Here is a 13,711-nt window from a genome sequence, read left to right on the forward strand (position 1 = left end):
ATATTAGGAAAATATACTCTTAAATAGATAGGAATATTGACATGTAAAATCAAGGGAGGGAATCCTTTTAAGGAAAAATGGCTCAGAGTAGCTAAATGATTTTACTAATTTTCTGAATTATCATTTTACTTATTTTAACAATATGTTAGTTTGTTAAATAAGAAGTTAAAAGCGAAAAGAACAGTATGAAAAACTAAATGGAGACCACTTTTTTATACAGCCAGGAGGGAAGGTAGATTGAAAGAATTCCTGCAACAGCTTGAACCAACAATTAATTCAATCTTTGAACATCAGAATTCTGAAGTCAGCTGGAAGGAATGCAGACAATGGAGTTTCTGAAGGATTTTTTAGAAGGAAAGGATTTTTAAAAAAACTTGTCCGGTTTTATTGTTTAGCGCAACTCGAATAGAAAGTGCAAGTAGTGTTGGCAAAAGTACAAGATGTAGAGAAATAGAGGAAAGGTATAATTTCTATTCAGTTCCAGTAGTTCATTTTCTTTTTGAGCGTCCAGGACAGAAACGATAGGATTTTTAAGTTGAAGTGTTTATTATGCTTTGAGTAGGAGGGTTTGAATGAGAATTGCTGTTTTATCAGATATTCATGAAGGTATAAATCGTAAAAATACAAAGGCTGATCTAATGGACGTCTTAAAAAAATGGATTGCTAAGAATTCCCCGGATGTTTTTATCATTAGCGGGGATATGACTGCTGGTCCTGAAAAGAGTCTTGCATTATTGAATCAAATTCAAAATGAATCTATGGGAACAAGGATATTCTTTGTTCATGGAAACCACGATATCTATCATGAAGATTCAGAATTAGCTTATCAAATACTACTTAAGTTTCAAGGCAACCTCGGAAATGGTCCTGTCGAATTAAATGAAGAATGGGTGATCATCGGGGATGGTGGCTGGTACGATTACTCTTTCGGCATAAAGGAGTACACTAAAGAACAATTCCAAAAGGGTTCTTACAATGATTTTACATGGCCTGATAAAACTTATGCACACTGGAAGGTGCCGGACCACGAAGTGACTGATCATTATATTACGAGATTAGAGACCTGGTTAAGCGAATATCGCGGAAGAAAAATTATTATGGTAACACATTTTGTTCCCTTTTCAGAGTATGTAGTATGCAAGGACGATCCGAGCTGGGACTTTTTCAATGCGATGATGGGCAGCGCTCGGTTTGGTGAATTAGCTCTGAAATATGGTGTTGAAAAATATATCTTTGGTCATATTCATACCCGGTATCATGATCACTATAAAGGAATTGAAATGATATGTAATCCATTAGGCTATTATCCACACGAATGGAACCTCAATTCTCCAGAAGAAGAAATTTTCTCCTGTATAAAAATAATTGAGATTTAAAATTCAAAGTTAACTGCAAGGTGATTTACACTCCTGCGGTTTTTGTTTTCTTATGAAATGAAAAATACTTTAGATACTTAGAGGTGCTAGTTTTTTTCATGAACAACCGAATAGTTATCCAAAGGCTGCTGGACCGTTTGAATGGTAAAGCGGCCTTTTGAATCTATTGGTTTAACTAAAATGCTTTGGTTTGGAATGCATAATTTGCTGTTGGTTCACTCAATTTGCCAAAAAGATGCATCCTTGAGCCAACAAGCAGAAGGATGTGGGAAATGAATAGGGGGTCTGTATTAGAATTTCGTCTCGAAACATATATTTTTTGTAGATAATGTTTTGGAACAGAGGGGTGCTGAGATGAAGTTCCAGATGCAAAAGGCGAATTTGCTTGCTGAAAATATTAGGGTTTTTATCAATTTTGTTTATAAAACTCTGGATAATAAAAATAACCCTAGGTCTTATTCAGATAAAGTATATCAAATAAAACTGTGGATTGAGGATTTTAAATTTCAATCATTAGCCAATGAACTTACGAGAGTAAATCAGGTTACTTGTGATGAAAAGTACACCCAGCTATTAGTGGAAAGACTTATAAAGGGAATTCAAATTATAGATGAGTACGCAGAAAGAAATTATGAGGAATTATTTATTTTTACTGGTAAGCTTTATACGTTGAAGAATCAAAGTTCTTTTTTTCACGGAGAAGAATAAACGACTTTTTTCTATAATGGAATTGTTAATCCAAAAATATATACTGAGTGAATAATAAATTGACTTAATATTCATTTTCCATTGCTGGAAATTCTCCCAATGATTCACTAGTGAGTTTACCTTGTAAACCTGTTAGCCTTGTAAATGGCCTGTTTTTATCCTAAAAAACTACAAACAGGAGGTTTACAGATGAATAAACTATTTCTTTTTGCGGTCACAATATCACTTATAATTGGTTCATATAGCGTGTTTCCTACGCACCATTTCAATGCTGAAACAGTCGATCAGAAGGCTGCTGATACTTTGACTTATAAAAAAGTCGAGGTGAATACGAAAGTATCTACATCAACTGACAACCGGTTCATAAAAGAAGATGAAAAGAAACTGCTTGCCCGTCTTGTTCAGGCAGAAGCAGAAGGTGAACCATATGAAGGGAAAGTTGCTGTTGCTGACGTCGTACTGAATCGCGTGGAGCACGAACAATTCCCTGATACAATCAAGGAAGTCATCTATCAAAAGAATGCTTTTGAACCAGTTCAGAATGGTTCAATTAACAAACCAGCAAGCAAGGAAGCAGTTAAGGCTGTTGAAGAAGCTCTAATCGATCAGGATAAAAACGAAGAACTTCTTTACTTTTATAACCCGGAAACTGCGACAAGTGATTGGATCTTTTCCCGTGAAGTTGTGAAAAAAATCGGCAACCACTCATTTGCTATTTAAAAAGCGCGAACAGCAAAAATGCTGCGCGCTTTTTTGTTTGCAAAAAATCATAGCTGCTTCTATTTAAAATTTCCTTTTGAAAACATACTTATACAGGATCAGAGGGTCAAATTGTTGATTAGCACATTGAAATTTTGAAATGACAGTAAAATCATTTTTAATAAGAACACAACTAATATAAAATAGCATTACATATGTGATTCCAAAAAATCTTGATACTGAGATTTCGTGTAGATTTTAACTATAAAAGGAAGTGATGAAGTGAGGAAGCATTCTGTTAAATGGGCATTAATTTTATCAGTTTTTTCTTTTTTAATGATGCTTATAGGGCTTGGTTGGACGATTCAAAACCAATTTTTCAACAAAGATGGGGCTTCAAATATAATAAAGAAAGTTGAACCAGCTGAGGAAAAGTCAACCAAAAAGGGGAAGGTTGTCGTCGCGTTGGGGGACTCATTGACTCGGGGTACAGGAGATGAGAGTGGTAAAGGCTATATTGGTTATTTAGTGGATGAGCTTGAGGAAAAATCGAAAGAAAAAATCATGATTCATAACTACGGAGTAAAAGGTTATCGCTCCGCACAGCTGTTAAATCAAGTGAAGCAGGCGGAGATCCAAAGGCAAATCAAAAATGCCGATTACATACTGATTACGATTGGCGGCAATGATCTTTTTCAAAGCGGGCAAACGTTCATGAATCTGGACGCAAAAAAGATTGCACAGCTTAGACAGGGCTATATTAAGAACCTTGAGGCGGTATTAAAGGAACTGAGATCAATCAATAAGGAGGCAGTGATCTTCCAGATTGGCCTTTATAACCCTTTCATTGACTTGAATGATGCTGAAGCCACAACAAAAATTGTCCGCGAATGGAACTTTGAGACAAGCAAGCTTCTGGATATGGATCAGAAGACCATCTTTGTTCCGACATTTGATTTGTTTCAGATTAGTGTGAATGATTACTTGTATACAGATAAATTCCATCCGAACGCAGAGGGCTACAGGCTGATTGCTGAACGGGTTGCATCATTGATTTCATGGTAGGGGGATGGAGAATGAGTGAGATTACACTTTCGGTTAAAGGGCTGAAAAAGAGAATTGGCAAAAAGGAAATCATTAAAGGTCTTGATTTTGAGCTGAAAAGAGGGGAAGTCTTCGGATTCCTTGGACCAAACGGTGCCGGAAAAACGACGACGATCAGGATGCTCGTCGGATTGATCAGGCCAACGTCAGGAACGATCGAAATATGCGGATATAACGTTGAGAAGGATTTTACAAAAGCGATGACCCAAATGGGGTGTATCGTCGAGAATCCTGAATTGTACTCCTATTTGACTGGCTGGGAAAATCTTGAGCACTTTGCCCGGATGCTGCCGAATGTGGAACCTTCTTATATCGATGAGGTTGTAAAACTTGTCAGGCTGGAGGAAAGGATTCATGACCCTGTAAAAACCTATTCTCTGGGAATGAGGCAGAGGCTTGGAATTGCCCAGGCACTTCTTGGAAAACCGAAAGTGCTGATCCTTGACGAGCCGACAAACGGATTGGATCCAATGGGGATCAGGGAAATGCGCAGCTTTATTCGATTCCTTGCTGAGGAAGAAGGGTTGACCGTTCTCGTATCTAGCCATCTGCTAAGTGAGATTCAGCTGATGTGTGACAGGGTTGCGATCATTTCGAGGGGTACTGTGATTAAAGTGGACACCGTAGACTCTCTTCTTGCCCTGCAGGAACGGGTCATATGGCGGATTGAGCCCCATAAAGAGGGGAAGGAAATTCTAATGGGCCATACCTCTGTAACGGATGGAGCGGATGGGACATTGATCACGCCGTACAGTGAGAGTGAGACCTCTACATGGAACAAGGAGCTTGTTGATCATGGAATATTGGTAAAAGAAATGAATCGAAAGCTTCCTGCCTTAGAAGATCTCTTTCTTGAACTGACTGGAGGTGAATCGATTGATTAACCTCGTAAGAAATGAAATGCTAAAAATAGTGCGGAAGAAGAGAATTTTGGTGGTTGCCGCCATTATTGCTGCCCTTGTCGCTATGTTCACCTATTCCCAGTACAGGGACATTGAAAGAAGGCTGGAGCGCTTTGGTGATGTCGATTGGAGGACAACGCTTCAACAGCAAATTATCGACACTCAAAACCGGATCACAAGCAGCGGGATTTCAGATGAATGGAAGAGTGAGCTGCAGCTGCGCATCCAGCAGCAACAATACTACCTTGACAATAATATCAACCCGATGGAACCAGGCGCACCGACCTTCATGCGAGTGTTTGCCGAGTATTCGATCAATCTGCTGATTCCGTTGATGATCATGGTAGTTGCTGCTGATATAGTGTCCTCAGAACGGAGTGCGGGAACAGTGAAACTGCTCCTGACAAGGCCAGTAAAGCGCTGGAAGGTACTGATGAGCAAATACATTACCCTTATCCTTTCTGTTTCGGTGATTGTCGTGTTGTTCGGTTTATTGTCCGGCTTAATCTCTGGGATTGTTTTTGGCTTTCAGGGCTGGTCAGCGCCTGTTATAACAGGCTTCAGTGCTGAAGGGAATGAACTGAACACAAGCGCAGCACAAATGATTCACCAGTGGCAATATCTGCTGATGGAGTTCAGTCTCGTATGGTTTGTTGCAATTGTTGTTGGAACCCTTACATTCATGCTCTCCGTCTTGATTAGAAATACACCTGCAGGAATGGGTGTCATGCTCGCTGCCCTGATTTCCGGCGCCATTCTTACGAACATGGTTTCATCATGGGAATCAGCTAAGTATTTATTCATGATCAATTTGAACTTAACAGGCTATTTGGCAGGGCAGGCACCGCCAATTGATGGAATGTCATTAGGATTCTCACTTGTGATTTTAACATTGTGGGGTCTTGCGGCATTAGCAGTGTCCTTCATGGTCTTTATCAGACAAGATATATATTAAGGAAAAACGCAAACTTTTGGGTAAAATCGTCCCGAAGCTTGCGTTTTTTTATATTTGAGCTGCTTTTTCTGTTAAAATTGAAAAAGCAGCTATTATGAGGAACGTGGATTATTGCAGTGGGTCTTCTTTTCGCTCGAGTACAATAAATGGGAAGATTGATCAACTGTTATTTATTATTGAGTGAAAAAGGTCTGTTAAAAGGATGTTTTATATATGAACATGATTCAGAGGTTATTTTCGAAACAAAATAAATTAAAGATTGAACTCTGCCAGAAAAATATTCAGCAGTTTTTGAAAGAAGAGGATATTGAAGAGTATCAAAAGTTTTTCTCACAAAAAAATATAACGCTGCAAGAATATGAATGCCAAAGCCGCTGTAAGGAATGCAGGATTTCGCCATATGCAATCGTAAATGGTGAAATGATAAAAGCGGAGAATTCCGCTGAGTTATTAGATAAAATGAAGCAGCAGATATAAAACGAATGACTGCACAGTGTTTTACTTTTGCGGTTACTCTTGTCTACGGCACAATATGATCCATGGTTATGAAAAGGTTTTTGTGATGACTCGTATGCGATGATAATAAAGGTAGCGTAGCTGGTATTAAAATAGTCAAAGGACACTTCATCTCGTAATGGGAGTGTCCTTTTTTGAAGTGGCTGGAATACATAAGTGAATTAAACTTTTAATGAAACAATAGATGCTTTAAGTCGTAAATATGATAAAGTTATTAGCATTAAAAACGCATATGAAGATTTCAATTTTTATGTTGAAGATTAAAAAGATTGAAAATCTGAAATAACAATAACTCTGGGGAATGAAATGGTGGCGAGAAACAAATTTAAAATTCTTAAAGCCTGGTCTCATATTTAATGAATAATAAGGAGTATCGTATCATGTTTATCGAAAAACGTGCGGAAAAAAGAAGGAAGAAAAAACAAGAAAATAACTATAGGCTATGGGATTTTGTAAGTGATGTCCTGTTCTGGGTACCGGAATTGATCATTCTTCCGTTTCGTCTGTTGTTTCTCCTTTTCAGGTTTCTGGTGAGATCGGTTTTTGATTCCTTTTAAACTTTAAAAAACCGCGAAAAGATTTTAAGGGGCTCGTTCAGTTATGGGAAGGAAAACTAAGTTTATTACCATCAAAAACTACACATTTATCAGTTAATTTAACATTGGAAACAGCAAACAAAAGCATCGGTCATTAAAACCGATGCTTATTAATGTGGTTCTGATTATGGATTTACTGAGTTAGCTATTTCTACTAAAATTTCTGGTGTTACTTTGTCAGATACAGCTTTATTAATGTTTAAAACATACTGCCAACCATTCTTTTCGAATACAAGTAAATTAAACCTTCTTGCGATTTTGGTACTATAACTCGCTTTGGTTCCATCTTTAAGTTCGAAGGTTTGGTCAATTTGCTCCTTTCTAATTGGTAAACCGTGCTTTACTGGTTTAACCCAAATCATATAGTGATTTTTGGGATTATTTATATGTCTGTATTCAATTTCAAACTCATCGTTACTGTCACCATCCAAATCACTAAGCCTTCCGAAACTGTGTGTAAATCCAATTGGAGGTATTTGCACCGGCAAAGCAATAACCCGTTTGAAATGCTTATTACTTTCTTGTAATGCGTAGTAAACCTCTTTGTAGCCAATATTGAAAAATGACTTTTGGAATTTTTCGCTTGTATAGTTAGCTTTAACACCGCAGGAAATTGAGAAGGAAAAAATAATGCACAAAACGGGGATTTTTAGTATTTTGATGATTACCACATCCTTAACATTTCATAAAACATACTTACGTTATTATCTGCAATTTTTTCCTTAGTTATAAAAACCTCTTATATTCGTTGTTATTGAAACAACTATTAGCCCTTATTTGCAGGATTTATCCTGTCATTTTTTCCTGACATTTAAACATTGTGGTGGCACTTACAACAATTTTATTTAATTATTATCAATGTTCAAGTGGATTGCAGAGAATGAAGGCATAACCATCAGAAAGGTATCTTTTCAGAAAATTAAGAAAAAAGGGTATACCTTTTTCTGAAAATGTATATAATAGAGAGAAAAACTATTAGGCAAAAGGGGAAAAGGTATGGTAACATATGGCACTTTTTTACGTTTAGTAGAAGAGGCGGAAAAGTTGAACTGCAAGGTGATTCTCGATTCTAAGAAAAAAATCAATTTTAATCCTAACATGTCCATTACGATTCCATTATCAACGACTCTGGAAAATATTTATGCTTTTGCCCATGAAATCGGTCATCTAATAGACTTTGTTAATGGTGAACTTAACTATGATTTATGGTTGAATGATTGGTCTTACCGAATAACGGCCGAAATGAGTGCATGGGTTCATGCTTATAAGGTGTTACAGGACCTGGATGTTCCGCTTGAAGACTGGAAATCTCATGTTGAATCCAAATTATCAACTTATTTTAAATATCATGAAGTAATTGCTTGATTTTGGAGACCGGCTATTTAGCTGGTCTTTTGTATTTACATTAAAAAAGTGATTAATTTTTACATTCATTCTTTCATTTGTCTAATTAATAACCCAAAATTAAATAGTTTAAGAACGTGTGTTCGGGTTATAATAACAGCGAAGGCAGTTGAAGGGAATGATACATATGAGAATTCGTGACAGAGGAATGCTGAAGTTTTTACCTGCACATTTTGCACCTGAACACCGGGCATTATTGCGAGAACTTGCTCGCGATGAACTTCGCCAGACTAAACCCTTACTGGACGAGTATGAAATCGAAGAGCTGGAAAACCGCATTTGTTACGCGATGGAGTATACATACCCTGTAGTTCTTTCGAAGTGGGAGGACGGATTTACACAAGTAGAAGAAGGATTGGTCCATTATCTTGACCCTATAAAAAAAGAGGTCAGGTTTGTTAGCAAAGATGGGACAGCAATGTCCATAAAGTTTACGGATATTGTTGGGGTTGAGGTGATTGAATGATAAAGGTAAAAACATTTCTGAAAGTGAATATGAAAGGAAGCTGTGCGGAAAAAGGGGAAATCGACTTTTTAGCGAATTATTTTAGGAGGGAAGAACGGGGGCTAGAGAAATGAGTATTAATATTAAAATCATGCCAGTCACTCAGGATAATATAAGAGCCTGTGCGCGACTGGAAGTATCTGAAGATCAAAAGAAGTTTGTCGCAAGGAATTTGGCTACGATTGCCTGGGCTTATGTAGATCCCAAATTCACACCGTATGCTATTTGTGATGGTGAAACGATAGTAGGACTGGCTGCTGTTGAGTATATTCCCGAAAATGATGACTATGATCGGCACTGGGTACCAAGGTTCATGATTGGGGAAGAGTATCAGGGCAAAGGGTATGGAAGGACCGCGATGAAAAAAATCATTGAAATGATTATTTCTGGGCATCCCGATTGTCAGAGAGTCCGTCTTTCAGTAGTCCCGGAAAACGCGGGGGCTATTCAATTTTATAAAAGTCTTGGCTTCGTAGAAACGGTTGAAATGATAGAGACCGAAAAGGTTATGGACTATTTGGTAAGAGTAAATAGCTTGTAAAATATATTGGTAAGTGGGAGTGAGGAGCATGGTCTCTCAGGCTCTAATAATTCGCGATGGCAAACTTTTAATGGTCAAACAATACGTTTCTAGTGGCCGGATTGTCTGGAATTTTCCTGGTGGAGGAATGGAAGGGAATGAAACTCCAGAAGAAGCATGTATCCGAGAGGTAAAAGAGGAAACTGGCTATGATACAGTTGTTATAAGGCTCCTTAATAAAGATGAATTCAAATATACCTTCATAGCAGAAATTATCGGCGGGGAACTTGGCTACGATCAAAGGATTGAAGACAATGACGATTTACTTGCCGTTTCCTGGATCTCACTCGATGATGTTGATAAATTTGATGGTTACATTACTCCTTTATTGGAACTTTTCTTGGAGCAAGAAGACTCCGTGGCAGCAATCGATTAAAGTTAGAGTTAATTTATCATGGATTGAGATCAATCGTACCTGATGGTCTATTGAAAATACTATTATCTTCTGATAGGCTATTTTAAATTAAATGATATCATTTATCTTAATTAAATAATTCATTGCACTCATTACATAAAATTGCTAAAAAAAGGATTTTTTAAAAGTCGGGAAACTGATAGTATCACATAAGAAATATTTGGAGGTCATTGTTTTGTTACTTTACAATTGATATATCATCTGCCTAATAGAAAAAAACTAGGAGTTGATATATGATGATATACAAAAGTTGCCTTGATGAGATTTCGTCTGATATGTTGAAAGGTTTTTTTGTGGATTGGCTCAATCGCCCAAATCCAGAAACTCACTTAAAACTGCTAAAAAACAGCAGTCTGGTGGTCATTGCGTTAGATGAACATACCAATCAAGTAGTTGGATTTATAACAGCAATCAGCGATGGAGTTCTATCTGCCTACATTCCGTTCCTTGAAGTTTTACCAGAGTATAAGAATAAAGGCATTGGCAAAGAGTTACTAAAGCGAATGTTAAAAAAGCTTGATGATATATATATGGTGGATTTGTGTTGTGATGATGACTTAGTTGGTTATTATGAGAAATTTGGAATGCTAAAATCAAATGGAATGCTCGTAAGAAATTATGAAATTCAGTCGCATATATCAGACAAATGAATATTAGAAAAAACGCTTGGATAATCTCCAAGCGTTTTTTTATGCTAGATTTTTTATTAAACTCATTGAAATCAAATGCAATTTCGTATGTAAATTGGTCTGCCTTCTTCACTTTTCTCCACATTAACTGAACATTTTACATTTTTGCGAATGTCTTTTTTATGAATCAGAGAAGATTTTTCATAGAAAAGCACATAATAAATTCAATGAAGCTATGTAATAAGAGATCATTGGCCTTATATGTTCATCACTAAGTAAATAACAGGTCGAGGTGCAATAATGGAAGCATTTCCTATTATCCATACAAATTTTTGGGATGCAGTTGTAGCGGTGCCAGTAATCATTTTAGCGACTCAGCTTCTTAAAATCTTGATGCATATCCGTAAACCATTTGTTCCGGCGCTGGCTAATCTAATAGGGTTAGTCATATCCATTTTCATTGCTCATCCAAATAATCTTTGGGCTGGCATATTCATGGGGTTTTTCTACGGAAACGCTGCAGTAGGTGTTTATTCCTCATTAAAGACACAAATAAGAGCATATAGAAATGAAGAAAGCTAAAGCGGAATGAGCACGGGTATTAAATGATCCAGCTACCGAATCTCTCCCTAATAAAGGATATCTTTTGCAAAAAGAAGAATATAGAGAGATACTGACAACGGGTAAGGGAGGGGATTTTACATTGTCAGATTCTAGAGTTAATAGGACCATTCATCCAGTACTTTTTGGAGTGCTTGTTGTAGCAACGACCTTTCTTATGGGATCTTCTTTTACCGTGGGAAAAATCGGCTTAACATATGTTTCCCCGTTATTGCTGGTCGGCTTAAGATTCACACTGGCTGGATTGATAATGTCTGTACTGGTCAGGAGAAAACAGCTGCCAGTAAATTTTACTGAGTGGGCAAAGGTATTCGTAATTGGTATGTTCCAAACAGCTGGTGTAATGGGATGCATTTTTCTAAGCTTACGAACAATAACCGCTGGAGAGTCTTCCATTCTCACTTTTAGCAATCCACTGATTGTTGTCATTATGGGTACAGCGTTTCTGGGGATACGTTACAGATTCATGCAATGGCTAGGTGCGATCATTGGCTTTATTGGTGTTTTTGTCACGTTGGGATTTCATTTGCAGTTGACTTCTGGCACGCTCCTGGGGTTAGGGGCGGCAGTCTCCTGGTCGATTGCGACAATTCTGATCAAACAATGGGGCAGCCAATTTAATGTCTGGGTGTTAACGGCTTATCAGATGCTCTTTGGCGGGAGCATCTTATTAATAATGGGAATAACAATTGAAACTCCGAAGCTGTCTATTAATCTAATGTCAGTATCGATTATCTTATGGCTCGCCATTATGGCTTCGATTGTTCAATTTGCGATATGGTTCTACCTGATCAACGAAGGAGACCCGGGAAAGACAAGTGCATTCTTATTCCTCGCACCGTTTTTCGGTGTACTGACAGGCTGGATGCTGCTAGATGAAGTGGTGAATTGGTATGTCTACGCCGGAGGAACACTCATTTTTATAGGAATCTTCCTTGTTAATTGGACATTTAAAAAATCCAAGGTAAACCAGGATGAAGCATTGGACAAAGAACAAAAGAAAAAAGAAGTCCTTTAGCACACCACCGCACTGGGGGTCAGACCCCCAGTGCTTTAGAGTGGTAAAGTGGCTCGTGCAATCGAAGAAACTGCTCAGCAATGTGACTGAGTTAAAAATTATACATAACATCAGATCTGTGTAGTTCCTCATATAATGCTTGAAAGGGAAGTAGGATTATAACTTTATCTTGTTTTTTGAAAAAATTTTTTCAGGGCGTATCTTTTTCTCTCCCTTCATTCGTTTAAGGATCAGAGAGGTTTAAAGGAGTGAACAGAATGCAAACCAAAAAGCGTTTGGAGGCCGTTGACATACAGGAGGAGACAAGGGGAAACAGCGAGATTTAGCAGTTTTATCCCCGCCTGCAGCAGTATTGTCAATTCCTGGCTCAAAATGGCTGGGATGGAGATGATCTGTTTCAAGAGACGATCATTAAGGCAATTAGACACTATGAATCATCCCAAATTAATTCTGCCTTGCTGAAAAAAATTGCGTACCATCACTGGGTTGACACGATCAGAAAGCGGAAGCATGAGGTACCAGGGATTCCAGAAGATTTTTCAGTGCAAGAGGCTTCTTTCAAACAGAACAGCGCGGCTGAAACGGTTGAGCTGTTAATGGAAAAAATGACACCTAAGCAGTCCGTTATTTTTATCCTTAAGGAAGCATTCCGATTTCAATCAGCGGAGATTGCAGGTCTGCTGGGGATGACTGAAATGGCAGTTAAAGGCTCGCTACATCGTGCGAGAAAACGGCTTGAAAAAGAAGGGACTATTCGTGATGTGGACTCGTTACAGGATGAAGGGGAAGAAAAGCTCCTTTCCAGCCTGTTGAGCGAATCTCTTCAAGCTCAAGATCCTGCGGTCCTGTTAGAACATATACGTGAAATCCCATCTCTTTTTGCTGCTCCAAAAATGGCTATGGCCATGCATTCAAGTTCTCCTCTCTCTTCTTTCAAAATGGCAGCCTAACCAGAAAAGGGAGGGAATATCATGGGTACAATTCCATATGTTATCGAGCAGTCAAACAGAGGAGAAAGGTCTTACGACATTTATTCTCGACTTTTAAAAGACCGCATCATCATGCTTGGTGATGAAATCAATGACCAGGTAGCGAACAGTGTCATCGCTCAGCTGTTATTCCTTGAAGCGGATAATCCCGAAAAGGATATTTCGATTTACATCAACAGTCCTGGAGGTTCAACTTCAGCTGGTTTCGCCATCTTTGATACAATGGAATATATCAAGCCTGATATCAGTACGATTTGCATTGGAATGGCAGCCTCATTTGGAGCGATGCTTTTGCTCGCAGGTACAAAGGGAAAGCGTTACGCCCTTCCAAACAGTGAAATTATGATTCATCAGCCGCTTGGCGGAGCTAGGGGGCAGGCCACAGAAATCGAAATCTCGGCACGGAGAATTCTCAAGCTTCGTGAGCATATAAACTCCATCATATCTGATCGAACAGGGCAGCACATTGAAAAAATTGCGAAAGACACGGACCGTGATTATTTCATGAGTGCACAGGAAGCCCTTGAATACGGGATTATTGATAAAATCATCTCGAAATAGTTGCTGAGTCGTATAGCACCCCAGTAAAAAAATGAGCTGTTCATCGGCTCATTTTTTTACATTTAATCTCTAAATCCATTAAAATGGAATTGTTGCCATCAGGATGAGTGTCATACTAGAGATCTTAGTAAAT

At 38.2% G+C, this 13,711-nt stretch carries 17 protein-coding genes; 16 read left to right on the plus strand and 1 reads right to left on the minus strand.

Annotated features, from left to right (window positions below):
• Positions 1-572: 572 nt before the first annotated feature.
• The 7 genes from AABM38_RS10195 (at position 573) to AABM38_RS10225 (ending at position 6,221) form a co-directional block, all read left to right on the plus strand.
• Positions 573-1,376 carry a metallophosphoesterase gene (locus AABM38_RS10195; RefSeq protein ID WP_423410266.1) on the plus strand — a complete coding sequence of 268 codons (804 nt, stop codon included), beginning with the start codon at positions 573-575 and terminating at the stop codon, positions 1,374-1,376.
• A 354-nt stretch (positions 1,377-1,730) separates the two neighbouring features.
• Positions 1,731-2,084 (plus strand): hypothetical protein, encoded by a 354-nt coding sequence (locus AABM38_RS10200; protein WP_423410267.1) that lies wholly within the window; start codon positions 1,731-1,733, stop codon positions 2,082-2,084.
• Between the two features lie 189 nt (positions 2,085-2,273).
• Positions 2,274-2,804, plus strand: coding sequence for a cell wall hydrolase (locus AABM38_RS10205; protein ID WP_423410268.1), 531 nt, complete (start codon positions 2,274-2,276; stop codon positions 2,802-2,804).
• A 261-nt stretch (positions 2,805-3,065) separates the two neighbouring features.
• Positions 3,066-3,848 (plus strand): SGNH/GDSL hydrolase family protein, encoded by a 783-nt coding sequence (locus AABM38_RS10210; protein ID WP_423410269.1) that lies wholly within the window; start codon positions 3,066-3,068, stop codon positions 3,846-3,848.
• An 11-nt stretch (positions 3,849-3,859) separates the two neighbouring features.
• Positions 3,860-4,771 carry an ABC transporter ATP-binding protein gene (locus AABM38_RS10215; RefSeq protein ID WP_423410270.1) on the plus strand — a complete coding sequence of 304 codons (912 nt, stop codon included), beginning with the start codon at positions 3,860-3,862 and terminating at the stop codon, positions 4,769-4,771.
• On the plus strand, positions 4,764-5,744 hold the full coding sequence (locus tag AABM38_RS10220) for an ABC transporter permease (protein ID WP_423410271.1): 981 nt from the start codon (positions 4,764-4,766) through the stop codon (positions 5,742-5,744). The genes AABM38_RS10215 and AABM38_RS10220 overlap by 8 nt, the downstream gene beginning before the upstream one ends.
• A 213-nt stretch (positions 5,745-5,957) precedes the next feature.
• Complete coding sequence (locus AABM38_RS10225) at positions 5,958-6,221, plus strand: DUF1450 domain-containing protein (RefSeq protein ID WP_423410272.1); 264 nt, start codon at positions 5,958-5,960, stop codon at positions 6,219-6,221.
• 760 nt (positions 6,222-6,981) lie between these two features.
• Here AABM38_RS10225 and AABM38_RS10230 read toward each other — a convergent pair.
• Positions 6,982-7,527, minus strand: coding sequence for a hypothetical protein (locus AABM38_RS10230; protein ID WP_423410273.1), 546 nt, complete (start codon positions 7,525-7,527; stop codon positions 6,982-6,984).
• Positions 7,528-7,852: 325 nt separating this feature from the next.
• Between AABM38_RS10230 and AABM38_RS10235 the strand changes: the two genes are divergently transcribed.
• From AABM38_RS10235 to clpP, 9 genes are all read left to right on the plus strand, one after another.
• On the plus strand, positions 7,853-8,221 hold the full coding sequence (locus AABM38_RS10235; RefSeq protein ID WP_423410274.1) for a hypothetical protein: 369 nt from the start codon (positions 7,853-7,855) through the stop codon (positions 8,219-8,221).
• 157 nt (positions 8,222-8,378) lie between these two features.
• Positions 8,379-8,726, plus strand: a complete 348-nt coding sequence (locus AABM38_RS10240) for a YolD-like family protein (protein ID WP_423410275.1) — start codon at positions 8,379-8,381, stop codon at positions 8,724-8,726.
• 109 nt (positions 8,727-8,835) lie between these two features.
• Positions 8,836-9,306 (plus strand): GNAT family N-acetyltransferase, encoded by a 471-nt coding sequence (locus tag AABM38_RS10245; RefSeq protein ID WP_423410276.1) that lies wholly within the window; start codon positions 8,836-8,838, stop codon positions 9,304-9,306.
• A 28-nt stretch (positions 9,307-9,334) separates the two neighbouring features.
• Positions 9,335-9,721, plus strand: coding sequence for an NUDIX hydrolase (locus AABM38_RS10250; RefSeq protein WP_423410277.1), 387 nt, complete (start codon positions 9,335-9,337; stop codon positions 9,719-9,721).
• Between the two features lie 275 nt (positions 9,722-9,996).
• Entirely contained in the window at positions 9,997-10,410 is a 414-nt protein-coding gene (locus AABM38_RS10255) for a GNAT family N-acetyltransferase (RefSeq protein WP_423410707.1), read from the plus strand.
• 279 nt (positions 10,411-10,689) lie between these two features.
• On the plus strand, positions 10,690-10,971 hold the full coding sequence (locus AABM38_RS10260) for a hypothetical protein (RefSeq protein ID WP_423410278.1): 282 nt from the start codon (positions 10,690-10,692) through the stop codon (positions 10,969-10,971).
• A gap of 148 nt (positions 10,972-11,119) precedes the next feature.
• The gene (locus tag AABM38_RS10265; protein WP_423410708.1) at positions 11,120-12,028 is read left to right on the plus strand and encodes a DMT family transporter; all 909 of its coding nucleotides are present in this window, start codon (positions 11,120-11,122) and stop codon (positions 12,026-12,028) included.
• Between the two features lie 362 nt (positions 12,029-12,390).
• Positions 12,391-12,978, plus strand: a complete 588-nt coding sequence (locus tag AABM38_RS10270) for a sigma-70 family RNA polymerase sigma factor (RefSeq protein ID WP_423410709.1) — start codon at positions 12,391-12,393, stop codon at positions 12,976-12,978.
• A 21-nt stretch (positions 12,979-12,999) separates the two neighbouring features.
• Positions 13,000-13,578: an ATP-dependent Clp endopeptidase proteolytic subunit ClpP gene (gene clpP / locus AABM38_RS10275; RefSeq protein WP_335378405.1), complete on the plus strand. Its 579-nt coding sequence runs from the start codon at positions 13,000-13,002 to the stop codon at positions 13,576-13,578.
• The last annotated feature ends 133 nt before the right edge of the window (positions 13,579-13,711 follow it).

The organism is Heyndrickxia sp. MSNUG (assembly GCF_049532715.1).
Taxonomy (GTDB): Bacteria; Bacillota; Bacilli; order Bacillales; family Cytobacillaceae; genus Mesobacillus.

Coding starts and splice junctions, on each gene's coding strand:
- AABM38_RS10225 (WP_423410272.1), top strand. CDS start 5,958: ATGAACATGATTCAGAGGTTATTTTCGAAACAAAATAAATTAAAGATT.
- AABM38_RS10200 (WP_423410267.1), top strand. CDS start 1,731: ATGAAGTTCCAGATGCAAAAGGCGAATTTGCTTGCTGAAAATATTAGG.
- AABM38_RS10250 (WP_423410277.1), top strand. CDS start 9,335: ATGGTCTCTCAGGCTCTAATAATTCGCGATGGCAAACTTTTAATGGTC.
- AABM38_RS10245 (WP_423410276.1), top strand. CDS start 8,836: ATGAGTATTAATATTAAAATCATGCCAGTCACTCAGGATAATATAAGA.
- AABM38_RS10235 (WP_423410274.1), top strand. CDS start 7,853: ATGGTAACATATGGCACTTTTTTACGTTTAGTAGAAGAGGCGGAAAAG.
- AABM38_RS10240 (WP_423410275.1), top strand. CDS start 8,379: ATGATACATATGAGAATTCGTGACAGAGGAATGCTGAAGTTTTTACCT.
- AABM38_RS10195 (WP_423410266.1), top strand. CDS start 573: ATGAGAATTGCTGTTTTATCAGATATTCATGAAGGTATAAATCGTAAA.
- AABM38_RS10215 (WP_423410270.1), top strand. CDS start 3,860: ATGAGTGAGATTACACTTTCGGTTAAAGGGCTGAAAAAGAGAATTGGC.
- AABM38_RS10205 (WP_423410268.1), top strand. CDS start 2,274: ATGAATAAACTATTTCTTTTTGCGGTCACAATATCACTTATAATTGGT.
- clpP (WP_335378405.1), top strand. CDS start 13,000: ATGGGTACAATTCCATATGTTATCGAGCAGTCAAACAGAGGAGAAAGG.
- AABM38_RS10255 (WP_423410707.1), top strand. CDS start 9,997: ATGATATACAAAAGTTGCCTTGATGAGATTTCGTCTGATATGTTGAAA.
- AABM38_RS10260 (WP_423410278.1), top strand. CDS start 10,690: ATGGAAGCATTTCCTATTATCCATACAAATTTTTGGGATGCAGTTGTA.